This window comes from Fimbriimonas sp. LA-C6, from assembly GCF_055398105.1.
On sequence record NZ_AP038796.1, the window covers coordinates 2,060,241 to 2,080,760 of the forward strand.

Genomic DNA, 20,520 nt, shown 5'->3' on the forward strand with positions numbered 1-20,520 from the left:
CATGATCATTGCGCTCACTCTTTTAGGTATCACGGCATCTGCACTGCCAGCTGCCCCACCACACCTACAGGCGCAAACCCCTGCTCAAACGACGCCCCCAGCCAAGCAGGACAAAGCTGAGAAAGAGCGCATTCAGCATGATAAGGACATCCAGTCCGACAAAGAGCTCGGCAAGAAATATGCTGAGATGGCGGACAAAGAGTACAAGCTGAGCACGAATGCCGACTTCATAGCGCGGGTTCAGAAAATCGGCACGGAGATGGCAAACATCGCGAATGCCAACACGGTCAACGTGAGTTGGGGTGATCCGCGCAAGAACGTTTTTGACTACGAATTCAAGGTGGTGAAGGGTGAGGACGTCAATGCGTTTTCGATCCCTGGTGGTCACCTTTATGTGTTTGAAGGGCTTCTGAAGACCGTTGAGAGTGACGATGAGCTTGCGGGTGTTTTGGCTCACGAAGTCGCTCACGCGAGCCTTCGGCACGTGGCGACCCTTCAACGCGAGTACGCCAAGGTCCAGAATTTCACCCTGCCCCTTATCTTGATCGCCATCTTCACGGGCGGCGGTGGAGTTACGGGTGATGCGGCGATGCTTGGGCAGTTGTTTGGCCAGGCCAAGGCTAGTGGCTGGAGTGTTCAGGCTGAGGAAGCTGCGGACTACGCTGGCTTCCAGTACATGCTGAAGAGCCACTACAACCCGACTGGGATGCTCACCTTTATGGAGCGGTTGGCGGTTCGCGACCGCGCTGCGGGCAACATTGATTGGGGCATTTATAAGACTCACCCACCCAGCCAGGAGCGCGCTTTTAGCCTGATCAAGTACATGGGTGCGGCGGGTGTCCCTGTTTCGCGCAGCAAAGTTACGACCACTTGGCGGGCCACCGTGAAGCCCGGGGAGCGGGGGACTGTCACCGTTTACTTTGGCAAGAAAGAGATCACCTCGTTCGCTGGAACGGATGCTCTGAAACGTGCGGATGATGCTGCTAGCAAGCTGAACGAGTATCTGGACCAGACGCCTGAGATTTACGAGACGACCGCTGGTAAGGACGGCCAGATCATTGGTCGTGGCAAGCCGCTGTTTACGATTACGGAAGAGGATGCGAAGGCCGCGGAGGTTACGTTCCCTGAGTTCAAGGCTGCTACGCTGAAGAACATGAGGATGGCGATTTTCAACCTTGGGTACCGCGTTTGGGATACGCCTTAGGTCGAGCTATGGATCAGACCGAAGCTTCTGGGTTCATTGATGCAGTTCGTCAGGGTCTTAAGGAATCCGAACAGGGACTGGGGCGACCTGCTGAAGATGTGTTTCAAGAGATGAAGACTCGGTATGGCTTGATCGACAGTGGGCAGGTCTCAACCCTTGCCACCTTCACCGAAACGGTACAATTAAGAACAGAGAATGTTTGACAAGCTTCAAGAAATCGAGCGCAGATTTGATTCTGTCGAGGCCGATTATAACAATCCAGAAATCGTAACGAACCCCAAGGAGCTTCAACGACTTGGGAAGCTCAGATCTGAACTGGAGCCGATCGTCAACACATTCCGAGAGCTGAAGAAGGCGAAGGGCAATCTGGCTGAATCCGAAGAGATGTTGGAAGATGCCGACATGAAGGAGCTTGCGGCGGAAGAAGTCAGCCGCCTTGAGCCGATCATTGCGCAACTGGAAACCACGCTGAAAGGCATGCTCGTCCCTAAAGATCCGATGGACGAGAAGAACATCATTGTGGAGATCCGACCTGCTGCTGGCGGAGATGAAGCTGCGCTGTTTGCCAATGAGCTGTTCCGCATGTACACCCGATATGCCGAGCGCCGTCGGTGGAAAGCTGAGGTTATGGACCATGAAGAGAGTGGGATTGGCGGTCTCTCTCGCGTGGTCTTTAGCATTGAGGCGCAGGGGGCTTACAGCCAGCTGAAGCATGAAAGTGGCGTACACCGAGTGCAACGTGTTCCGGCCACGGAGAGTCAGGGACGCATTCATACCTCCACGGTGACGGTTGCGGTGCTTCCTGAGGCTGAGGAGGTCGACTTTGTGGTGGACCCGAAGGATCTGGAGATCAGCACGTTCTGTTCGTCTTCTGCGGGTGGTCAGCACATGCAGAAGAACGAGACGGCGATTCGGATTATTCATAAGCCGACTGGGCTGGTGAGCACCTGTCAAGACGAACGAAGCCAGGCTCAGAACAAGCTGAAAGCGATGGCGGTTCTTCGCGCCAAGCTGCAGCAGATGGAAGTAGAAAAGGCCCAGGCCGAGCGGGCTGGTATTCGAAAAGGACAGATTGGAAGCGGGGATCGGAGCGAGAAGATTCGGACCTATAACTTCCCTCAAAGCCGCATCTCGGACCACCGAATCGGCTATCAGGTGAACAACGTTCAGGCGTTTATGGATGGCGATATTCAGCCACTACTCGACGCACTTGTTCAGGATGAACAGGCCAGAAGACTCGCGGAAGAAGAGGGCAACTAAATGACGCGCCCCGACCCGAACACGGAGCGCAACGACACCCTGGTCCCCGAATATTGGCGGCTGGGTGAAGACCTGCAGGATGCCATCCTGAACACCGGTTTTGCGACCGATACGGTGGAAGGCATCGCTGTGGATGTGCATGATTTGCTTCAGGCGGCTGACGTGATTCGTGAAACTTTAGCGCCTGAAGCTATACAAAACCCTTCCAATCTGGAAGCTTTGCTGTTCGAGTTGGATCACATTCGGTGGCATTGCGAGTCGGCGATTGCGTTTCTTAAGGCTGCTTCGGATAAGGCTTGAGCTTCGGTATCCAGCACCGGACGGAATTGCGGTAGGCCACAAAGGTCTCGCCGAACCTCGCCTCTAGGTCACGCTCTTCGTATCCTCGTGCGACGTAGTTCCAGACGAAACCGCCAAGGATGGCATACAGCATTACGATGGGTGATTGAGCAATCAATCCAACGGCGAAGCCTTGGGTGAGGCCGGTGATGGCCATGGGGTTTCGGACATATCGATAGGGTCCGAGGACAATGAATCGCGTGGTGCTGTCTAGGGGAAGCGGGGTTCCACTTCCAAAGCGAACAAACAGCGTTGCGCAATACAGCCCGATTGCTGCCATTACTGAGAACAGGAGTATCCCGATTGGGGGTAGCCAAGTTAGGTGGAGTCGATACTTTTCGAACCCGGTCAGGACCTCGACGCGCAGGATGACACTCGGGACCAAGAGCAGAAAGAAGCCCCAGAACAGAATGATCTGGAGGGTGGTCTTGAGAAGATTGTGAAGCAGACAATTACTGGTTGATTGTCTTGGAGCAATGAATCGGTTCAATCGTCACCTACGGCCGACACTTCCAGCATAGCCAAGGCAGCACTACCAGCGAGGGGCTCATGAGGGCGGCTCCGGGGTAGCTGCCTTGATAGAATGCGGCCATGGATAGACTGTAGAGGGCTGCGTAGCCGCTTGCTCCTGTTACGACTAAGAGGGCGGGCCAGGCCCAGGGTTTGGCTTTGAGGAGCGCCCAGGCGGCGATGAATGCTCCGCCGGCGAAGAGGCATAGATCGGGCAGGAAGAGAGCCATTAGGGAGGCATCGGGGGCGCCTGCTGCGCCGAAGAAGGAGCGGATGTCGGGGCGACTGAGTAAGAGGATCCACCAGACGGAGGTTGCTGTGCCTTGCACGACAAGATACAACGCTGCCCATGTTCTAACTTTCGGCCTTCCCCCCATTTCTGCCATTTACGTTGTATGGACGTTTTAGTTGCATGGGGGTTAGGTCGATTGGCGAATTCTTAACTTAGACCCTTGTGGGCAAGATCCGAATTCGCCGGTGGGGCTCGTCGCCGATCCCTTCGCTGGCGAGCCTTCGGGCTTCGATCATCTGGTGCTGGACCTTGCGGACCACAGCGGAAGCTGGGGAAAGCTCGTAGGGTTTGTTGGACTGTAAGACAGCCTCGATACCTAAATCTACTTCCTCCAGTAGCTCTTGATGCTGGTCTGGCCCCTCGGCTACCTGCCTCAGAATATCGTCGAGTGCAGCGGCGATGTGGGTGAAGGTGTTGGACTTCACCACGATCGTGCTCACTTGCCGTCCGGCCAGTTCGCGCAGCTTCTTAGGACGAGCTAGGAAGGTGCTGCGGATGGCTAGTACGACGTCTGCATCGCCCACATCTGTGGTTACGACCGCCGACGTTTTTTTCTCCCGAATCGCCCTTTCGAGCCGGGTGCGGGCGATGCCGTAGGGAAAGATACGGATGAGACCTTTCTCATCCTTCACCTCCTGTGGAGATACGCGTCGCTCTTTGTGATCTACGTGGCCATTCTCCGATGAGCCGTTCGGGCTCACGGTGATCTCCTGGACCCTGCCGCCACCCTTCTCGCCGCTTCGGGCTAGGGCTGGGTAGCGCTTGTTGAAACCAGGCTCGTTTACGTCGACTGTTTGCTCGGGTTGGGCGATCTCTATCTCGCCCGCGCCTGTGCGGACACGAATCTCTGGCCGAGGCGTCACTCCGCGCAAGATCGTATCGACTGTCTTCATGACGTTGTGGTGGACCGCCAGTCGGTCGTAGTCGATCAGCTCTACCACGACGTCGAACGTGGGTGGTGCCTTTCGCTCTAAGACCGTCTTTTGAGTTCCGCGCCGTTGGGCTTCCGCGTCCGACAGGGTTACTGGTTGGATTCCTCCAATCAGGTCCGCGAGCGTGGGGTTCAACATGAGGTTCTCTAGGGTTTGGCCGTGGGCCGTTCCGATGAGCTGGACACCTCGCTCGGCGATGGTCCGGCTGGCGGCGGCTTCTGCCTCGGTTCCAATTTCGTCAATCACAATGACTTCGGGCATGTGGTTTTCCACTGCCTCGATCATCACATTGTGCTGCTCGGCTGCTACGCGCACCTGCATTCGGCGGGCTGCGCCGATGCCTGGGTGCGGTACGTCGCCGTCTCCCGCAATTTCATTTGATGTATCGACAATGACCACGCGCTTGGCGACCTCGTCTGCAAGTACACGTGCTACTTCGCGTAGCTTTGTGGTCTTACCAACACCGGGTCGTCCCAGCAACAGAATCGACTGGCCGCTTCGCACAATGTCATCAATCATGTCGATGGTTCCTTCCATCGCTCGACCCACACGGCAGGTGAGACCAATGATCTTGTTGTGGCGGTTGCGAATCGCGCTGATTCGGTGGAGAGTGCGTTCAATACCGGCTCGGTTGTCTGTCCCGAACTCACCGATGGATCGGTTTACTTGTTCGATGTCGTGTTCCGACACCATTACATCTGGCCATCGTTCGACGCGGTCACGATAGCGAGCTTCGGCAGGTCGGCCGTAATCGAGAACCACCTCAATGAGGGACTCTAAACCCCCAATCTTCTCAAGGCGCTCTCGTACGACGGCAGGAAGGACGTCTAGAAACTGTGCGAGGCCGTCAGTATGAATCGACATATGAAGTTGTGTTGGCCGGGTTCGTTAGCCCGACCAACTCATGATATTACGCATTTCTACGAAAAGCGAAGCCCAATTTGTTTGAATTTTGGGTCCATAACCTCACTAAAACAATTCGTTAGTTTGCGGCTATTTCTTGAAGCGTAACGTCGGCTGTTTTCATCGTTCCGTGATCCCAGAATTTGACATTGACCTTATCGCCAGGTTTCTTTGGAATCAGAACGCGGTTCATATCGAAGGTTCCTTCTACCTTTTGACCATCCAGCTCGGTGATGATGCTGAGCCGCTGAATGCCTGCTTTCGCGGCTTGTCCGGTCGAATCCCATACGATCACACCGGAGTTTGGAATGTCTTCTGAGCCGACTCGCTGTGCTAGGTCTTGTCGGAAGTAGGGATCGCCCAGTGCTCGCTCTAGGTCGCCTCGGTAGGTGATGCCCAGGCTTGGGTATCGAGCCTTGCCGTACTTGACGATCTCGTTGGCTACCTTCTTTACGCGATCCACTGGGATGGCGAAGCCGATGCCTACGCTCTGACCGGTGCGGCTGGCGATTGCGGAGTTGATGCCGATGAGGCGTCCCTGTGCGTCGCAGAGAGCGCCACCGGAGTTTCCTGGGTTGATGGCAGCATCGGTCTGGATACCGTCCACCAAGCCTTGGGTGCCCACTGGCAGATTTCTCTTAAGAGAGCTGACCACGCCTACACTTACTGTGTTGTCAAAGCCGAGGGGGTTGCCCACTGCCATGACCCACTCGCCGACTTCAACCGACTTGGAATCGCCCAGTTCGATGGGGGTCACTTTCTTGCCTTCAACTTTGAGAACGGCGAGGTCCGATCGTGGGTCGGTTCCGATTACCTTGGCGACGCGGCTGTCTTTGTCGCTAAAGCGAACCTTCACTTCCGTCGCCCCTTCCACCACGTGGTTGTTGGTGACGATCGTTCCGTTCTCTGAGATCACGACGCCGGAACCCGTTCCTGTTTCGACCGTCTGGACTTCCTCGTCGAACATGCCACGCTGAACCTTTTGGTATCGGTCCACGCTGACAACAGAGGGGTTCACTTTCTTTGCTGCGCTTCGAAAGTCGAAGGATGGTGCGGCGATGTCGTAGGAAGCTGGGATTCCGGTGACACCCACACTGCTGGAGGAGCCAAATAGCTCCTGGTCGCTCGAGCCTTTACGATGAGAAAGAGCGCGATCTACTTGAAGAGCACCAAGCACTCCTGCGAAGATTGCAACTCCGGTTAATGCGATGGCTGAAGGTTTCATAACTTTAGATATCCTATTTTCCAAACTTGTTGTAAATTTCTCAACGTTGGATAGGGGCTCTGCTGTTCCTGGTCCCAGGACCCTTGAAACCTGTTCGGACTATTTCAACAGTAAGCCGCGTAGGTCTGGGCTTGAAGAGATGCTGGAAGGCGCTGAGGATTCTACGCCGGTTAGAACGAGATGGGTGTCGCAGCCTGCGCGGATGCCGCTTTCGATGTCTGTGTCGAGGCGGTCGCCGACGACTAGGCACTCCTCTGGAGAGACACGGGCGTCCTTCAAAATCAGCTCGATCAGGTAGGGATTGGGCTTGCCAACTACGAACGGCTCGACTCCTGAGCAGGCCTGCAGTGATGCGACTAGACTTCCCGCGCCTGGAGTCAGGCGTCCGCCTTCGAGCGGAAACGTCGTATCGGGATTTGTGGCTACGAACTTTGCGCCTTGGCGGATCTGCTGCATGGCGCTGGACAACAGTTGGTAGTTGAAATGGAGGCAGATCCCGGCTGTGACGACCTCGGCCAAAGTGTCGGAGGGAATGGTTAGGTCGTCTGAGTCTGTGTTCACGACCTCAATGTCGGCGGCTCGCAAGGTCTGGACCAGGCCGGGCATTCCTACTACGAAGGCTGACTTGGTCTCCCACTGCCTGAGTAAGGACGCTGTTCCAGAAGCGGAGGAGTAGACCTCCTCTAGTGAAGGTTCAAAGCCCATGCGGCCTAACTTCTCGACGAAGGTCTGACTGGTTTGGCTGGAGTTGTTGGTGAGGAACCGGATCAGGGCGCCCTGCTTTCTCAGTTCCATGACCGTCTCGACCGCGTGAGGAATCACATCATGACCTCGATAGAGTGTTCCATCGAGGTCAAAAATGTACGCTCGGTACCGCTTCATAGGCTTAGGCCTGGCGGCGGATGACGTACTCAGCAACGGTGATCAGGAGGTTCTTTGCGGGGGTCTCGGGAAGCTCTACGAGAGCCTCGATGGCAAGGTTCATGTGCTCGCGAGCTCGCTCTTCCGACTTCTCGAACGCCTTGCGGGTATCCATCCAGTCTGCGATCATGCGGATCTCGTCGTCGTTCACGGCGCCACCAAACTTGCGGCGTGCGATCTGGGCCTCGGCGTCGCTCAACAGGTCGCGCAGATAGATCAAAGGCAGAGTCGCTTGGCCTTCGCGGAAATCGGTGGCGATTGGCTTTCCAGTCTTGGCCTTGTCGCCTCGGTAATCCAGTAGGTCGTCCACAATCTGGAACGCCATTCCTACGTGGTATCCGTAAGTCTTGAGGGCAGCCAAAACGTTTGGAGGGCAGCCTGCGACCAAGGCTCCGACTTCGCAGCACGCTTCGATAAAGCTGGCGGTTTTGAGCTTGAGGACTTCCAGGTGAATCGACTCCTCAAGGTCAAAGTCTCCGCGCGTCTCTAGCTCTCGGACCTCACCTTCGGCCATGTCTACCACAGCCTTGGAGACGGTTCGAATGATCTCCAAGTCGCCATCTTGCGCTAGCAGAACCATGGAGCGGGCAAGCAGTGCGTCCCCGCTGAGGATGCTGGCTGTGTTGCCAAAGGTAGCGCTTGCCGTGGGACGTCCGCGACGGGTTGCTGAGTTGTCGATAACGTCGTCGTGGATCAGGGTCGCCATGTGGATGATCTCCATGCACGCACCCAACCGTCGGGTTCGGCTTGGGTCAAACTCCATGCCAGTAGCCTTTGCTGCCAACGCTACAAACGCGGGGCGAAGACGCTTGCCGCCAGCCTTGAGCGTGTGCTTCGCTACGTTTGCCACGAGATCGACCTGCGAGTCGATCTGGAAACCAAGTTCCTCTTCGACATGACCTACTTCTTCGGTGATCTGATCTAGCAGGTCACCCTGAGCGCGGTCGTTTGTAAGAATAGAAAGTGCGGATACCGTCATGATTGGGGATCTCCCGGTTTGCTACCAAAGTGAACGCAGATATTGCCAAACATCATGTCGCGATGACCGGTGTTCACAAACCCAGCGCTCTCCATTGAGGCTTGTAAGCGTTCGCGGGACCAGAACTTTTGAGTGCTCTTGGGCAAGTAGGTGTAGGCCTTGGTCTTGCCAAAAAGCGTCCCAAGCGCTGGAACGAGTGTGTTGAAAAGGAACTCCGAAAAAAATCTTATCAGAGCGTTGTTGGGCCGCGCCATGTCTAGCGAAACAAATCGTCCGCCAGGCTTCAAAACCCGGAAAAGCTCCCGATGTGCTGCGTCGATGTCGGGCACATTCCGGATGCCCCAACCGACGCTCACTGCCTCAAAAGCGCTGCTTGCAATCGGCAGGCGGCACGCGTCTCCCAGAGCGAGAGACGAGGCAGGTTGTTTGTGTTGGGCTTGCTGAAGCATGGGAAGGCAGAAGTCCACTCCCATCACATTTCCTTGTGGACCCACCGCATTGCGCAACGGCTCCATAAAGTCGCCTGTACCGCAACAGACATCGAGTGCGGACGCACCGGGTGTCAAGTTGAGCAGGCCCACCGAGATGGCTCTCCACCGTTTGTGGAGACTCAGCGACATTAGGTTGTTCAGCCGGTCGTAAGAAGGAGCAATCTCACCAAACATCCCACGAACAGCAGCTCTCTTTTGAGCTCCTTCCGTGATCCAGATTGGTTCTTCGACTGTCTTTTGCGCCATCTTTCGGCCTCTATAAGATTTATACCTTCCTACTCGGCTGAAATGATCGAAGTTTCAGAACAATTTGAAATGATTGGTGTTTTTGCGGTGACTTACGCCCTACAGGCTGAAAACGGCTGTTGTCACTTCTATTTGACCTGTCACTTTCTTCTCTGTGATCAGCGCCACAAACTGCTTGGTTGAGTCGATCTTCCCCGCCGTTTCCATGAGCTTGGTTGCCTCATGGGGCGTGAGTCCACTCTGAACCAGTTGTTTCAGCTCGCACTTCTCTATAGGCTCAAACCCAGTCACATATTTGTGGGTTCGGGAGTTGATGTCGATTCGGGCTATACCTGGCACAGAACCACCATTCTTGATCCGCTCACGGAGCCGCGGAGCAACCGTTTCTCGAACAATGGAGATACGGTGAGAGTCGGAACCAGGATTCAAACTATATCGCATGACGCATTCATTCTACGCCAAATTAGTAGACGAATGTATGCATAAAACCTAACTTCTGAGGTCTTGTTGTAACTCATCCTCTGCCTGCCGAATCGCCCGCAGTTCCATGATCGTGGCGTCCAAAGAAGCTCCTGGCACAGTAGCTTCGAAGGTGGAAAGCTCCTTACCAGCCCGCTCTGCTTCCACTGCCAGAATGCGCAGCTTTTCGGCGATTTGCCGGGCATTCTGAAACTCCACGGGGAGAAACGAAGTTGCTTTTCCGCCACTCTTGCCCGCGAAAGGCTCTAAAGCCTCCTCCACGTAGTCCAGGGGATGCCGATGGGACACCTGGTCTGGCAGGTATCTGCGGAACAGCAGCACCAGCTCCTCCATCGCCGTGTCGGCGGCCGAGAGTGCCTGCTGACGAAGTTGGACGTAGTGGCCACCTAGGTCATCTGTTGCCCACTCACCCGCACCAAACACTGCCCTTATCCGAGCCCAGTGGCGCGCGCCTTCCTCGATCACCTGCATCGAGCCGGAATCTAGATCTCGATGGAGCCGCCTCTTGTTCAGGCATTCCCACATGATGTTCACGGTCTGCCGGGCCTCGGCTGTCTGGATCTGCTCGGCCGTCTTCTTTGGGGTTGAGAAAGAGCGCTCAATGGCAGCGGCTCCAATCGCCCCAACCACAACGCCCCCCAAGATGCCAGGGAAATGCGCGATGAAACCGCCCACTGCCGCACTCCCCAACACCGCCGCCGTTGATAAAGACGCGACCACGGAAAGCTGCTGCCGACGCGCGGTCGGCAACCGCCGCACGTAGTTCATGTAGGCCACGAGGTTTGGATACTGTTTGGCGGATCCTTCAAAAAGCATGGAATGTCACTTAGTGTACGACCCCGCCATCAATGGACCTAGGCACCGCTACGCATCCGAGTCAGACGAGGCATCGTCGGCCGGCTTCGGCGGTTCGAACCCCAAGTGTTTGTAGGCAAGATCGGTCACGATTCGCCCTCGTGGTGTCCGTTGAAGCATGCCGATCTGAAGCAGATACGGCTCATAGACATCCTCAATGGTACCGGAGTCCTCGCCTGTGCTGGCTGCGAGCGTCTCCAGTCCCACTGGACCACCTCGGTACCGCTCGATCATCATGCGCAACAGGGTCCTGTCGATGCGGTCCAGGCCCAGCGAGTCCACTTCGAGGGCCTTGGCTGCCTTGTCTACGATCTTGCGCTCGATCACGGCTAGGTCATCGACCTGCGCGAAGTCACGCACGCGGCGCAACAGTCGGTTCGCGATACGTGGCGTTCCTCGGGATCGGAGTGCGATTTCTTCTGCGCCGTCTGGGGCGATCTCGTAACCGAGGATGTTGGCGGAGCGGGTGATGATCTCAAACAACGCGTTTTGGCCGTAAAACTGGAAGTGGGAGATGATGCCAAAGCGGTCGCGGAGTGGCCCCGTCAACAACCCTTGACGCGTGGTGGCGCCGATGACGGTGAACGAAGGTACATCCAGACGAATTGAGCGGGCTGCTGGCCCTTTTCCGATCATGATGTCCACCTTTCGATCCTCCATCGCTGGGTAGAGGATCTCTTCCACTGGGCGACTGAGGCGGTGAATTTCGTCGATGAAGAGCACTGCTCCTGAATCGAGGTTTGTGAGGATGCCCACCAGATCTCCTGGTCGCTCGATTGCTGGCCCAGAAGTCACGTGGAGCGTTGAATTCATCTCGTTGGCAATGATGTGGGCCAAGGTGGTCTTACCCAGCCCAGGAGGGCCGTATAGCAGCACATGGTCTAGCGGCTCTTCACGCTGCTGCGCGGCCTTGAGAAACACTTTGAGATTGGACTTGAGCGTCTCTTGGCCGATAAACTCCTCAAGTCGACGCGGGCGAAGGGAGAGCTCAAACGAGCCATCGCCTAACTGCTGTTCTGGATTCAGTTCGTTATCGCGCATGGGGCGTTACTTCCGAAGAACCCTCAACGCGTGTTTTAGCTGATCCTGCACGTCCTCGGCATTCTCGCGAGCGCTGATGGCCGCGTTCTCGGCTTCCGATCTTCGGTACCCGAGGTTTAGCAACGCTTCCACCAGCTCGTCCTCTGGAACAGCCTTGCGAGGAGCGACCACAGCCTGGACCGCCTCGATCTTTCGATGCACCGTCTCTTCTTGAATCTTGTCTTTCAACTCAAGGATGATACGCTCTGCCAGCCGGATACCGACACCCGTGGCACGAGCCAAGATCTTCTGGTCTTGGGCCAAGATCGCTCCTGCGACTGCGTCCTCGCCCACTTGGCCAATCAGTGCCAAAGCGACCTTCGGGCCGCAGCCTTTGACGCTTAGAAGTAGGTCAAACAGACGTCGTTGAAACGGCTGGAGAAACCCGTAGAGCGACACGCCGTCCTCACGGAAAATCTGCCTTACCAGCAGAATCGTTTCCTCGCCAATCATGGGCATATGTGCCGCCACCGATTCCGGTACGGTGACCTCGTAACCCACGCCGCCCACATCTATTAGGCAGTGACCTGCACCGTTCTCCACCAACTCACCGCGTAGGCGACCAATCATGGCTTCATGTTACCTATTGTCTACGTGTTTGAATAGAGGGGGGCAGGCGGGTATCGTCGCGGAATGCTTCCAGTTCTCGGTCTTGTCACTGCGATGGCGATGTCGCAGGGACCTAAGCTCCCCAAAGACGGAGTTTCATTTACGCGTTCTATCTCAAAAGTGGTCACCGGTCGCTACTTGGTCTCACTTCCCGAAGGCTACGAAGCCAACCCGAACAAGAAATATCCCTTTATTCTGTTCCTCCACGGCTCCGGTGAGCGAGGGGACGACCTCAATAAGATCCGAGCCAACGGCATCACTCGGGAGCTGGCGAAGGGGCGCAAACTGCCGTTTATCGTGGTCTCTCCGCAATGCCCCGATGACACATGGTGGGACCTCGACATGCTCACCGGGCTTCTGCGGGATGTTGAGAGGAAGTATCGAATTGACGGCGACCGCGAGTACCTCACGGGACTGAGCATGGGCGGGTTCGCTACGTGGTCCTTAGCCGAACGGTTCCCTAAGAAGTTTGCAGCCATCGCGCCCGTGTGTGGCGGAGGCAGCGTTGAGGCGGTTTCGGTGCTGAAAGATGTGCCTATCTGGTGCGCTCATGGAGATTCTGACCCGGTTGTTGCGATTGGGCCTGAAAGAGCTATGGCGGAGGCGCTTCAGAAAATGGGGGCCAACATCCGATTTGACGTGATCAAAGGCGGGCAGCACGATGTTTGGACCGACTTCTATGCCAACTCTGAACTGTATGACTGGTTCCTGAGTCACAAGCGCGGCAGACACAAGAAGACTACCAAGAATTAACCTCGCGGGAAGTTACCGCGAGGCTGCTTTGTTGATCTCAACTGGCTTGGCTTTCAACTTGAACTCAAGCCGGACCTCGTAGGCTCGTGGCCAGGGGAGCCAAATCTTTACATCCGTCAGGTCTGTAAAGGTGTACTCCTCTGTGCCTACGAAGAACTTCCTATCTAAGAACTGGTCTTTGAAGTAGAAGTCGAGATGCTTGGCTAGGTCCTCTCGCACAAAACTCTGGACCTGTTCTAGTTCGTCTCCGTAGACCTCTTCCGTGGTCCCAACACCTGACTCTCGGATCATCTTGTAGGCTGCTGGGCGGGTGAACTTGTGATAGGCGAAGTCGTTGGTGAAACGATGGAGCAGGAACTCACGTTGGGCTACTTCCCGGATCAGCGCATTGTTGCTGCTGCGTCTCGCCATGAGATACACGTTGGCGGCTGGGATGCTGGTGCCCATGGTGTTGCCTGCCGTGTTCCAGCCTGCGTAGCTTAGGAGTCGCATCATGCGGGTGTTCTCCCAGAGGCCTTTGAACAGTTCAGGGTCTGCCGTTCCGTCTGATGCCAAGTCAATATCGGCAACGGCCGTTGGGAAGCCCTGATCGACGTCGTTTTTAAGTGCTGCGAGGAACTGCTCGAAACGCGCTGGGGATCGGCCGGGGGTGTTGAGATACAGCGTGTAGTCGTAGGTGTCGTTAGGGCCTGCGGGGACTGCTCCGCTGGCTAGCAGTTGATCGTTGAGAGACTCTTCGATGTGCTTGCTTTCGAAGTTGGCGTACTTCAGCTTGCCATCTTCGTCGGAATAGACCACGCGGACTTTGGGGAAGAAGTTGTTCTCGGTGAGGAGCGCTCGGCTTACTAGGACGCTCGCGTGCTGATCGACTCCCTCGCAGAAGAACACGCTTTTGCCGATGTTGATCTGCTGGACGAGTTTCTTGAGAGCGATTGTCTCGGCAACGTGGGGGCCGAACGGCCTGGCATCGTCCTGGCCAATCACCAGATAGTCGAAGGCGCCGTTCTTCTGCATTCGGATGAGGATCTGCTGGACCGCGTTGCTTCGCCGCCGGGTGTTCTCGTAGATATCGATCTCCCGCTTGGGAATCTTGGGGAACAGGCGATCCATCACCTTTTTGGAAGCGTCGTCGCGGGTCATGGCGTACTTCGCTTTGCACTCTTCGTACCGCGCTAGCAAGATTCGGAACTTGGAGGCGCTGCGGGTTGCCGTGGGCGTGAGCCGCATGGTGGATGAGAAGACGTAGAGCTTCGTCTTCGGAGCCATTCGCACGATTTTTGACAGCCTTCGGATTCGCTTAAGCGCCAAGTCGACCGTTACGTTGTTGGTGCGACTGGCGATCAGTCCGCCGTACTCGATCATGTCGGCACTTGCCACGACTGCGCTTACGTCGGATAGGTCCTGCTTCTCAAGCCAATCGAGAATCGCCTCGCAATTGCCAGGGGTCGTAAAACGTCCGAGGGTTTCGTACGGGGGCATGACCACGTTGACATTTGCCGTCTTCGCGATCATTTGCGCGAACTGTCCCGCAGCCGGCCTGGAGTCAAGCGGAATAAGGAGGATTCGTTCCGCACGTGCTGCGAACGCCGTTAACGCGAGCAGCAAGACTGCCACGAGCTTCATCGGGTGTAAGGTACCCAACATCGGCCCTTGCGAACCATAAACGGGGGAGGAGTTTGTACAGGTTGCGGGCAAATCCGTGTGTATCTGTGGCCGCCCAGATCACACGTGTATATTCATGCGATGAAACTCGCCTTAGTCACTTGCAAGATACTGCCAGAGCCGGATGTCGATGCGGACCTGATGCTGGAAGCTTTTTCCCGAGGTGGCTTTGATGTGGAGTTTGCAGCTTGGGATGATCCCGGAGTTCAGTGGGAGAATTTTGATGTTGCACTCATCCGATCTACTTGGAACTATTACGAAGATGTTAAGGCATTTCGCGATTGGATCGTTCGAGCTTCAAAGTTAACAAAGCTTATCAATTCTCCTGAAATTTTATTGCAGAACCTACACAAGGAGTATCTGCTTTCCTTACAAGAGCGTGGTGTCCCTATTGTCCCAACACGCTTTGTAAAAACTGCTGAGCAGTTCGATATGGGCAAGTGCGAGTGGGATTCTGTGGTGATAAAGCCGGCCGTCTCTGCAGGATCGTTCTTAACGCAAAAGTTTGCTGCTTCTGAATCTTCTGAAGCACAAGAATTTCTCGATACCCTTGTGGCAGAGCGAGACGCAATGATTCAGCCGTACATGAGGAGCGTTAGTGAGGGGGGCGAGATTGCGATTGTCACCATTGGAGGAGAGATCACTCATGGGGTGGTTAAGAGCGCGCGATTCTCTGGGTCTGAAGAAAGCGTTTCTCATGCTGTGGATCCAGACTCGATCCAGCGGGAAGTTGCTGAGAAAGTGCTTGGGGCGCTTGAACTTGAACCTGTTTACGCACGGGTTGATCTCATGCTTGACAATGAGGGGAGATGGGTTCTGTCTGAGCTGGAACTGATTGAGCCGTCCCTCTTTTTCAAACAAAACCCTCGTGCACTCGACCGACTGGTTGAGTGCACGAGGGCGTGGGAACAGGTTTAGGGGCAGACTACGGGTTCTGAACCGTGACGGTGGTCGATTGAGTTACACCGTTTCCGCTTACGCTGATGGTGGAAGTGCAGTTCGGGGCTGAGGAGCTTGCCGTGACTGAGAAAGTGAATGTCCTCTGTCCGCTGGCTACGGTGTAGGTTGACGGACACGTCACGTTTGCATTGCTAGATGAAAGCGTATAGGTTGTAGACGACGTGGGAGCTTTGTCTAATGTAACGGTAGTAGAGGTGGTTTCACCAGGACTGATCATTAACTTGTCTAGCACCACAATAGTAGGATGAACAGTACCATCTAGTACAGATGCATTAGTGGCAGCGACTCCGAAGAGTATCATGGACCCTAAAAGGCAGACAGATTTCTTTACATGACGCATAGTAGGTACTATAATGCGAAATAAGTCAAAATCGGCCTGTCAAATTTAATAGTTATCAAAAACTACTGATTTAAAGATATTTAATGCCTCCGAAGTTCGTACTGGATGAAAAGGTGCGTCAAGAGATCGCAACACTCGGAGTTCATTAAACAAACTCTGACGTCGCTCACTTAAGTACAGATTCTCTGCCAGGATCATGCCCCCGTAGGCGTTGATCAAAGCATCTGCAACAGCTTGTTTCTTCTCGGCCAGCGCGACTCGTGCGGCAGTGGACAGACACAGAGTGAGATGCTCAGGATCTGAATTGGGTTCAAATAGTTCCAGGCATCTCATCAGAGATCTCCAGCTGTCCCGGTAGTTTTGGCACAGCAGGTGAACGCGAGCCGAATTCTGGAAAATCGTAAGTTGCATGTAGTGACCGATGGATTCACTACGATCTTCCGCTTCTTGAACTGCTTGGAGTGCATCCGTCCATCTGCCAATTTCTGCATTGCAGAGTGCAATCGATGAATACACTGTGGCTGTCAAAGCAGCGTCTCCGGCTTGTTCATGAAGGCAAGCAGCATATCGGAAGCACCGTACGGCGCGCCGAAAACGGCGCTCCTCGAAGTAGCAGGCGCCGAGTGCGTTGTAGGCTCGCGCAATCACCGAAGTTTGACCGAGAGCCTGGGCCGCGCGGATCGCCTCTCGTGCGTAAAACTTTGACTTCTCGATGTCGTGCAACCGGCTACTGAGAAACGATGCCAGGTTGATGATTCGAGGGTATTCCGGCGATTTGGTGGTGTACTTTGAGGCCAAGGCGGCCTCTGTGATGATCATGCCATCGCGCAGGTAGAGCTTTCGGAACCAGTAGCTTGCGCAACTCATTAGAATGTTGGCGCTATCGATGGCGGTTTTCTGGTGGGACAATCCATGGAGGAGGACTGCACGGACGTCTTCGTACATGGCGTCAAATTTTTCCAGCGCCAACGAGTCGCCCGCGTTCATCTCTTTCCCGGTCGCCTCCGCAAACTCGCGCGCCCAGGCTCCGTACTTCGTTCGCTGTTTCTCGGACTCCTTGTTCGCTCTCAGTTCCTCGTCAGCGAATATACGAACCGTGTTTGATAGATAGAAGTACCGATTGCGACTTCTTCCAGGCCATTGCTCGACGAGGTGTAGCTCCACGAGGGAACGAAGCGAGAAGACGAGGTCGCCCTCGTTGAAGTCCCCCCACACACATGCAGACTTTGCTGCGTCGAACGAGAAGGGGCCCCGGAATACGGAGAGGCGCCGGAGAAGGATTCGTGCTGCAGGGTGGACCAGTTCGCTGGTCGCCTCAATCGCCTTGAGCAATCCCAGCGAGTCTTCCTCGCCCTTCTTTGAAGATATCTGGCCGTCTTTTAGCCGCAGGACGATTTGTTCGGGGGAAAGTATCTGCAGTTTGTTGACCGCCATCCGAATCGCCTGCGGGTTACCATCGAGGAGCTGGCAGATCCGAGCCACGTGGGGGGCGTTGTAGGAGTCCAGTTCAAAATCAGGATCGACCGTCTTACCTTCCAGCAGGAACAGCCGCACGGAGGGGTATTCGATCATGATCTCCGCTGGCTCGAAGTCTTGAGGAACCTCTAGGGGACCTAGATGGACCACCAGCTCAAGGTTTGTACGCAAGCGACGCTGACTTGTTGAAAGAACTAATAGGTCGGGGCAGTCGCTGCACAGCTGATCCACGATCTCGCCGATAGACACTGCCGACTCGCAGTTATCCAGCACTAAGAGCATCGGCTGACCTTTCAGGGCCGAGACGACAGCATCGTACAGACTTCTGCCGCCCGACGCGCTCAGCTCCAACCCTTCTGCGATGCGGGCAATGATCAACGAATCCAGCTCGATACGCGAAAGGTCTACCCAGACGCTTCCGCCGGAAAACTGGTCTGCAATCTCCGCCTCGAAGCGACTTGCCAGGGCCGATTTTCCCGTTCCAGGGCCACCCACAATGGTAATCATCTGGCCTTGGTCGAGCTTTCCGCGTAGCTCATCTAGCTCGCGCTCGCGTCCGAAGAACCAACTGCGGTCTCGGCGGCGGGTTTTGGGTTCAGAAACGATGTTGCCCTGCTTCCCTTCGTGGATTCGGAAACTAAACAGGCGTTCAGCTCGTGTGGGTCTTCCAACTCGAATGGTGCCTAGGTCATCCAGAAGCACAGTGTCCGGGAGGGAACGCCGCACCAGCTCTACCGTCGAAAGAGTGAGAATCAGTTGGCCTGAATCGGTTCTCTTCAGGATCTCAATCGACCGATCAATGGCATGGAGCCGTTGGACGTCGTCTCGAATGTCTTCGCTATGGACCACCGCCGATAGGTCGTCCGAGTTTTGGCGTACGAGGTCAGCGATGGCAGTTACCGCGATTTGCGCGCTTGCAAACCAGGCGTAGCCCCGATTGTCCTCATCCGAACTGGTTACGAAAGCGCCTTCGTCTGCAAGCACTTTCAATAGCTTGCCCAGATAGCCACCTGTCTTACTACTGAGCGCAACAATCGTCAGCGTAGCGGCCGATCCTTCTGTTGTATAGATCCTGCCTTTCGCCATCGTCTTCTAATTTACACAAGCTGATCGAACATCAGACACTTCCCTGCAGAGAATTTAATTCATGCATTCATGAAGGTAATGCACGAAATCTTGTGCGTATCTTCGTAATCGTGTATTCGATACTAATATCGTAACACGTTGAAGACACAGATTGATAGGACAAATCGAATGGATTCTTATACAGAACCGAAAAATCCTCAACGGGTAGGGGTGAGACTCACGCCAAAGAAACCAGTTGGAATACGAAAGAAAAGAATGGTGCGCCGGAAAGGACTCGAACCTTCACGCCTTGTGAGCACATGCACCTCAAGCATGCTTGTCTACCAATTCCAACACCGGCGCGCGAACAAATAGTATACCGCTATTGGCAGTATAGGTCAACTGTCTAGACAGGCTTCTTAAACTTCCTTGTGTTGGAGGTCGCCCCGAGGTGCCCGGCGAAACAACAACTTCCATAGAGCGGATAGCAACGTCCCGATAAACGAACCAGCCACTTGGGCTACTGCCAGAAAGAAGAGGACGAGTAGCCCTCCGAACACGGCATAGCGGCCGGCAGCAACCACTTGCCTGCCCAAAGGAGGTGTCAATGACCCGCGCAAGTCGTCTCGTATCTCTTGCAACTCTCGCTTCTTTTCTTGGAGAGAAGCTAAATGCTCGGGGCCGTCGTCTCGCCATCTCCGAAGCACCTCATCTTTGTGAAGTTTGACAAACCCTTCTTGCTCTTGAGCATTCCAAGTGTCGTGGCCTATGCGCATGTATCCAACATTCGGACCTGAAGGCTCCATTGCCAAAAGCGTGTCTTGTACATCTCCCGGACGTCTTAAGTCCAAAGGTGACCCACCCAGCGGCACGATGAAGCTGCCATCACTGTCTCTCGGAACCGTTGAATAAGAGTCCACTTGTCTTGCAAATCGCACGTGGCGACTGATCAGCGAATCGTAAATCAGTAAGTGGTGCTCCTCAATCTGCTTCAGCAGGGATGATGCGTTCGCCTTACTAAGGGGGAGCGCGTTGCTTTCTGGAAACGCATACAGTGCACTCAGAACCAGAAAGTAAAGCACCATCCAAGAGCCAACCGTTTTCGCGACATTGGGCCATGGAATCGCTTTGCCAAAGCAGGCAAAAATCAGAACGCCAAGCGAAGCCACTATCAAGGTGAAATAGCTATATCCAACACTAAAGCCGATCACCGAGAACAAAAGCCCCAAGCCACCACAGAGCCACACCCATTCAAGAGCCAAAATCCGACTCCTATGAGCAGGCGAACTTTCCGGACTCACCTTCGGCCGCAAAGGTAGATCCTGCGCGATCTCATCCACATACTCGCCGCAATCTCCAAAAGCCTCCACGGCACGCAACTCGGCAACACGAGGGTCCAGACCAATCTCCTGGAACTCGGCCACACGCTCTCGCAGATGCACCTCCGTCTCAGTCAAAATCGCCTGAAGTTCTTTCTCATCCAAGCTAGAGCTAAGCTGATTCTCAATCTCTTGCAGATACTCCTGAATGGTGCTAGCCACGATTTGCCACCTTGTCTTTGTCCTCTCCCTCCCCGCTGTGAAGAACCGCCTCAATGGAGTTCGTAAAAGCTTTCCAGGCCTTCTGGTGCTGCTCCAACAACAATCGCCCCGAAACGGTCAGCGAATAGACCTTCCGTGGCGGCTTGCCTTCCTGCGGAATCCAAGTCGACTCCACGTATTGCTCATTCTCTAAACGGTGCAGCAAGGGATACAACTTCCCCTCACGAGCATTCAGAGCGCCTTCGTCGATGAGCCGAATGCGACGCGCTATCTCGTACCCATGGAGCCCCTCATTTTGAAGAGTTCCCAACACCACTGCCTCAAGATCGCCTTTAAATCCCATCGTTATCTCTTGAATAAACTATACATCTTATTTTAGATATAGGTAGGACCAAGC

The 20,520-nt window shown here is 55.0% G+C and carries 23 protein-coding genes and 1 tRNA gene; 7 read left to right on the plus strand and 17 right to left on the minus strand.

Annotated elements, in window-relative coordinates; all coding sequences use genetic code 11:
- The first annotated feature begins 1 nt into the window (after position 1).
- The 4 genes from ACZ51B_RS09495 to ACZ51B_RS09510 are packed head-to-tail and all read left to right on the plus strand — an operon-like array spanning position 2 to position 2,764.
- Positions 2-1,204: a M48 family metalloprotease gene (locus ACZ51B_RS09495; RefSeq protein WP_464297007.1), complete on the plus strand. Its 1,203-nt coding sequence runs from the start codon at positions 2-4 to the stop codon at positions 1,202-1,204.
- Positions 1,205-1,212: 8 nt separating this feature from the next.
- Positions 1,213-1,407: a hypothetical protein gene (locus ACZ51B_RS09500; RefSeq protein ID WP_464297008.1), complete on the plus strand. Its 195-nt coding sequence runs from the start codon at positions 1,213-1,215 to the stop codon at positions 1,405-1,407.
- Positions 1,400-2,464, plus strand: a complete 1,065-nt coding sequence (gene prfA / locus ACZ51B_RS09505; RefSeq protein ID WP_464297009.1) for a peptide chain release factor 1 — start codon at positions 1,400-1,402, stop codon at positions 2,462-2,464. The genes ACZ51B_RS09500 and prfA overlap by 8 nt, the downstream gene beginning before the upstream one ends.
- Complete coding sequence (locus ACZ51B_RS09510; RefSeq protein WP_464297010.1) at positions 2,465-2,764, plus strand: hypothetical protein; 300 nt, start codon at positions 2,465-2,467, stop codon at positions 2,762-2,764. It abuts the gene before it with no gap.
- Here ACZ51B_RS09510 and ACZ51B_RS09515 read toward each other — a convergent pair.
- Positions 2,739-3,083 carry a methyltransferase family protein gene (locus ACZ51B_RS09515; protein WP_464297011.1) on the minus strand — a complete coding sequence of 115 codons (345 nt, stop codon included), beginning with the start codon at positions 3,081-3,083 and terminating at the stop codon, positions 2,739-2,741. The genes ACZ51B_RS09510 and ACZ51B_RS09515 overlap by 26 nt on opposite strands.
- A gap of 42 nt (positions 3,084-3,125) precedes the next feature.
- Here ACZ51B_RS09515 and ACZ51B_RS09520 point away from each other — a divergent pair, with 42 nt between their 5' ends.
- Entirely contained in the window at positions 3,126-3,266 is a 141-nt protein-coding gene (locus ACZ51B_RS09520) for a hypothetical protein (protein WP_464297012.1), read from the plus strand.
- A 34-nt stretch (positions 3,267-3,300) separates the two neighbouring features.
- On the opposite strand, the gene ACZ51B_RS09525 is transcribed toward ACZ51B_RS09520, so the two are convergent.
- The 10 genes from ACZ51B_RS09525 to ruvA form a co-directional block, all read right to left on the minus strand.
- Positions 3,301-3,642 carry a hypothetical protein gene (locus ACZ51B_RS09525; protein ID WP_464297013.1) on the minus strand — a complete coding sequence of 114 codons (342 nt, stop codon included), beginning with the start codon at positions 3,640-3,642 and terminating at the stop codon, positions 3,301-3,303.
- 115 nt (positions 3,643-3,757) lie between these two features.
- A complete protein-coding gene (locus tag ACZ51B_RS09530) occupies positions 3,758-5,401 on the minus strand; it encodes a R3H domain-containing nucleic acid-binding protein (protein ID WP_464297014.1) in 1,644 nt (547 codons plus the stop codon).
- 118 nt (positions 5,402-5,519) lie between these two features.
- Positions 5,520-6,665 (minus strand): S1C family serine protease, encoded by a 1,146-nt coding sequence (locus ACZ51B_RS09535; protein WP_464297015.1) that lies wholly within the window; start codon positions 6,663-6,665, stop codon positions 5,520-5,522.
- A gap of 99 nt (positions 6,666-6,764) precedes the next feature.
- Positions 6,765-7,547: an HAD-IIA family hydrolase gene (locus tag ACZ51B_RS09540; RefSeq protein ID WP_464297016.1), complete on the minus strand. Its 783-nt coding sequence runs from the start codon at positions 7,545-7,547 to the stop codon at positions 6,765-6,767.
- A gap of 4 nt (positions 7,548-7,551) precedes the next feature.
- Positions 7,552-8,565: a polyprenyl synthetase family protein gene (locus tag ACZ51B_RS09545; RefSeq protein ID WP_464297017.1), complete on the minus strand. Its 1,014-nt coding sequence runs from the start codon at positions 8,563-8,565 to the stop codon at positions 7,552-7,554.
- Positions 8,562-9,302: a bifunctional demethylmenaquinone methyltransferase/2-methoxy-6-polyprenyl-1,4-benzoquinol methylase UbiE gene (gene ubiE, locus ACZ51B_RS09550; protein ID WP_464297018.1), complete on the minus strand. Its 741-nt coding sequence runs from the start codon at positions 9,300-9,302 to the stop codon at positions 8,562-8,564. Before ubiE ends, ACZ51B_RS09545 begins: the two co-directional genes overlap by 4 nt.
- 99 nt (positions 9,303-9,401) lie before the next feature.
- Positions 9,402-9,743, minus strand: coding sequence for a hypothetical protein (locus ACZ51B_RS09555; protein WP_464297019.1), 342 nt, complete (start codon positions 9,741-9,743; stop codon positions 9,402-9,404).
- A 48-nt stretch (positions 9,744-9,791) separates the two neighbouring features.
- Positions 9,792-10,598, minus strand: coding sequence for a hypothetical protein (locus ACZ51B_RS09560; protein WP_464297020.1), 807 nt, complete (start codon positions 10,596-10,598; stop codon positions 9,792-9,794).
- Between the two features lie 48 nt (positions 10,599-10,646).
- The gene (gene ruvB, locus ACZ51B_RS09565) at positions 10,647-11,678 is read right to left on the minus strand and encodes a Holliday junction branch migration DNA helicase RuvB (protein WP_464297021.1); all 1,032 of its coding nucleotides are present in this window, start codon (positions 11,676-11,678) and stop codon (positions 10,647-10,649) included.
- Positions 11,679-11,684: 6 nt separating this feature from the next.
- Positions 11,685-12,287, minus strand: coding sequence for a Holliday junction branch migration protein RuvA (gene ruvA / locus ACZ51B_RS09570; RefSeq protein WP_464297022.1), 603 nt, complete (start codon positions 12,285-12,287; stop codon positions 11,685-11,687).
- A gap of 63 nt (positions 12,288-12,350) precedes the next feature.
- Here ruvA and ACZ51B_RS09575 point away from each other — a divergent pair, with 63 nt between their 5' ends.
- Positions 12,351-13,079 (plus strand): carboxylesterase family protein, encoded by a 729-nt coding sequence (locus tag ACZ51B_RS09575; RefSeq protein ID WP_464297023.1) that lies wholly within the window; start codon positions 12,351-12,353, stop codon positions 13,077-13,079.
- A gap of 12 nt (positions 13,080-13,091) precedes the next feature.
- On the opposite strand, the gene ACZ51B_RS09580 is transcribed toward ACZ51B_RS09575, so the two are convergent.
- Positions 13,092-14,702 (minus strand): DUF4127 family protein, encoded by a 1,611-nt coding sequence (locus ACZ51B_RS09580; RefSeq protein WP_464297024.1) that lies wholly within the window; start codon positions 14,700-14,702, stop codon positions 13,092-13,094.
- A gap of 120 nt (positions 14,703-14,822) precedes the next feature.
- Here ACZ51B_RS09580 and ACZ51B_RS09585 point away from each other — a divergent pair, with 120 nt between their 5' ends.
- Positions 14,823-15,659, plus strand: a complete 837-nt coding sequence (locus tag ACZ51B_RS09585) for an ATP-grasp domain-containing protein (protein WP_464297025.1) — start codon at positions 14,823-14,825, stop codon at positions 15,657-15,659.
- Positions 15,660-15,666: 7 nt separating this feature from the next.
- On the opposite strand, the gene ACZ51B_RS09590 is transcribed toward ACZ51B_RS09585, so the two are convergent.
- The 5 genes from ACZ51B_RS09590 to ACZ51B_RS09610 form a co-directional block, all read right to left on the minus strand.
- Positions 15,667-15,933, minus strand: a complete 267-nt coding sequence (locus ACZ51B_RS09590; RefSeq protein ID WP_464297026.1) for a hypothetical protein — start codon at positions 15,931-15,933, stop codon at positions 15,667-15,669.
- Positions 15,934-16,086: 153 nt separating this feature from the next.
- Positions 16,087-18,603, minus strand: a complete 2,517-nt coding sequence (locus tag ACZ51B_RS09595) for an ATP-binding protein (protein ID WP_464297027.1) — start codon at positions 18,601-18,603, stop codon at positions 16,087-16,089.
- Between the two features lie 256 nt (positions 18,604-18,859).
- Positions 18,860-18,945 (minus strand) — tRNA-Leu (locus ACZ51B_RS09600).
- 56 nt (positions 18,946-19,001) lie between these two features.
- The gene (locus tag ACZ51B_RS09605) at positions 19,002-20,123 is read right to left on the minus strand and encodes an HAAS signaling domain-containing protein (protein WP_464297028.1); all 1,122 of its coding nucleotides are present in this window, start codon (positions 20,121-20,123) and stop codon (positions 19,002-19,004) included.
- Positions 20,116-20,466 carry a PadR family transcriptional regulator gene (locus ACZ51B_RS09610; RefSeq protein WP_464297029.1) on the minus strand — a complete coding sequence of 117 codons (351 nt, stop codon included), beginning with the start codon at positions 20,464-20,466 and terminating at the stop codon, positions 20,116-20,118. Before ACZ51B_RS09610 ends, ACZ51B_RS09605 begins: the two co-directional genes overlap by 8 nt.
- Positions 20,467-20,520: the final 54 nt, after the last annotated feature.

Excerpts from the sequence above, each read along its gene's own strand:
- ACZ51B_RS09495 (WP_464297007.1), top strand. The coding sequence starts at position 2 with ATGATCATTGCGCTCACTCTTTTAGGTATCACGGCATCTGCACTGCCA.
- ACZ51B_RS09500 (WP_464297008.1), top strand. The coding sequence starts at position 1,213 with ATGGATCAGACCGAAGCTTCTGGGTTCATTGATGCAGTTCGTCAGGGT.
- prfA (WP_464297009.1), top strand. The coding sequence starts at position 1,400 with ATGTTTGACAAGCTTCAAGAAATCGAGCGCAGATTTGATTCTGTCGAG.
- ACZ51B_RS09510 (WP_464297010.1), top strand. The coding sequence starts at position 2,465 with ATGACGCGCCCCGACCCGAACACGGAGCGCAACGACACCCTGGTCCCC.
- ACZ51B_RS09515 (WP_464297011.1), bottom strand. The coding sequence starts at position 3,083 with ATGGCAGCAATCGGGCTGTATTGCGCAACGCTGTTTGTTCGCTTTGGA.
- ACZ51B_RS09530 (WP_464297014.1), bottom strand. The coding sequence starts at position 5,401 with ATGTCGATTCATACTGACGGCCTCGCACAGTTTCTAGACGTCCTTCCT.
- ACZ51B_RS09535 (WP_464297015.1), bottom strand. The coding sequence starts at position 6,665 with ATGAAACCTTCAGCCATCGCATTAACCGGAGTTGCAATCTTCGCAGGA.
- ACZ51B_RS09540 (WP_464297016.1), bottom strand. The coding sequence starts at position 7,547 with ATGAAGCGGTACCGAGCGTACATTTTTGACCTCGATGGAACACTCTAT.
- ACZ51B_RS09545 (WP_464297017.1), bottom strand. The coding sequence starts at position 8,565 with ATGACGGTATCCGCACTTTCTATTCTTACAAACGACCGCGCTCAGGGT.
- ubiE (WP_464297018.1), bottom strand. The coding sequence starts at position 9,302 with ATGGCGCAAAAGACAGTCGAAGAACCAATCTGGATCACGGAAGGAGCT.
- ACZ51B_RS09555 (WP_464297019.1), bottom strand. The coding sequence starts at position 9,743 with ATGCGATATAGTTTGAATCCTGGTTCCGACTCTCACCGTATCTCCATT.
- ACZ51B_RS09560 (WP_464297020.1), bottom strand. The coding sequence starts at position 10,598 with ATGCTTTTTGAAGGATCCGCCAAACAGTATCCAAACCTCGTGGCCTAC.
- ruvB (WP_464297021.1), bottom strand. The coding sequence starts at position 11,678 with ATGCGCGATAACGAACTGAATCCAGAACAGCAGTTAGGCGATGGCTCG.
- ruvA (WP_464297022.1), bottom strand. The coding sequence starts at position 12,287 with ATGATTGGTCGCCTACGCGGTGAGTTGGTGGAGAACGGTGCAGGTCAC.
- ACZ51B_RS09575 (WP_464297023.1), top strand. The coding sequence starts at position 12,351 with ATGCTTCCAGTTCTCGGTCTTGTCACTGCGATGGCGATGTCGCAGGGA.
- ACZ51B_RS09580 (WP_464297024.1), bottom strand. The coding sequence starts at position 14,702 with ATGAAGCTCGTGGCAGTCTTGCTGCTCGCGTTAACGGCGTTCGCAGCA.
- ACZ51B_RS09585 (WP_464297025.1), top strand. The coding sequence starts at position 14,823 with ATGAAACTCGCCTTAGTCACTTGCAAGATACTGCCAGAGCCGGATGTC.
- ACZ51B_RS09595 (WP_464297027.1), bottom strand. The coding sequence starts at position 18,603 with ATGGCGAAAGGCAGGATCTATACAACAGAAGGATCGGCCGCTACGCTG.
- ACZ51B_RS09610 (WP_464297029.1), bottom strand. The coding sequence starts at position 20,466 with ATGGGATTTAAAGGCGATCTTGAGGCAGTGGTGTTGGGAACTCTTCAA.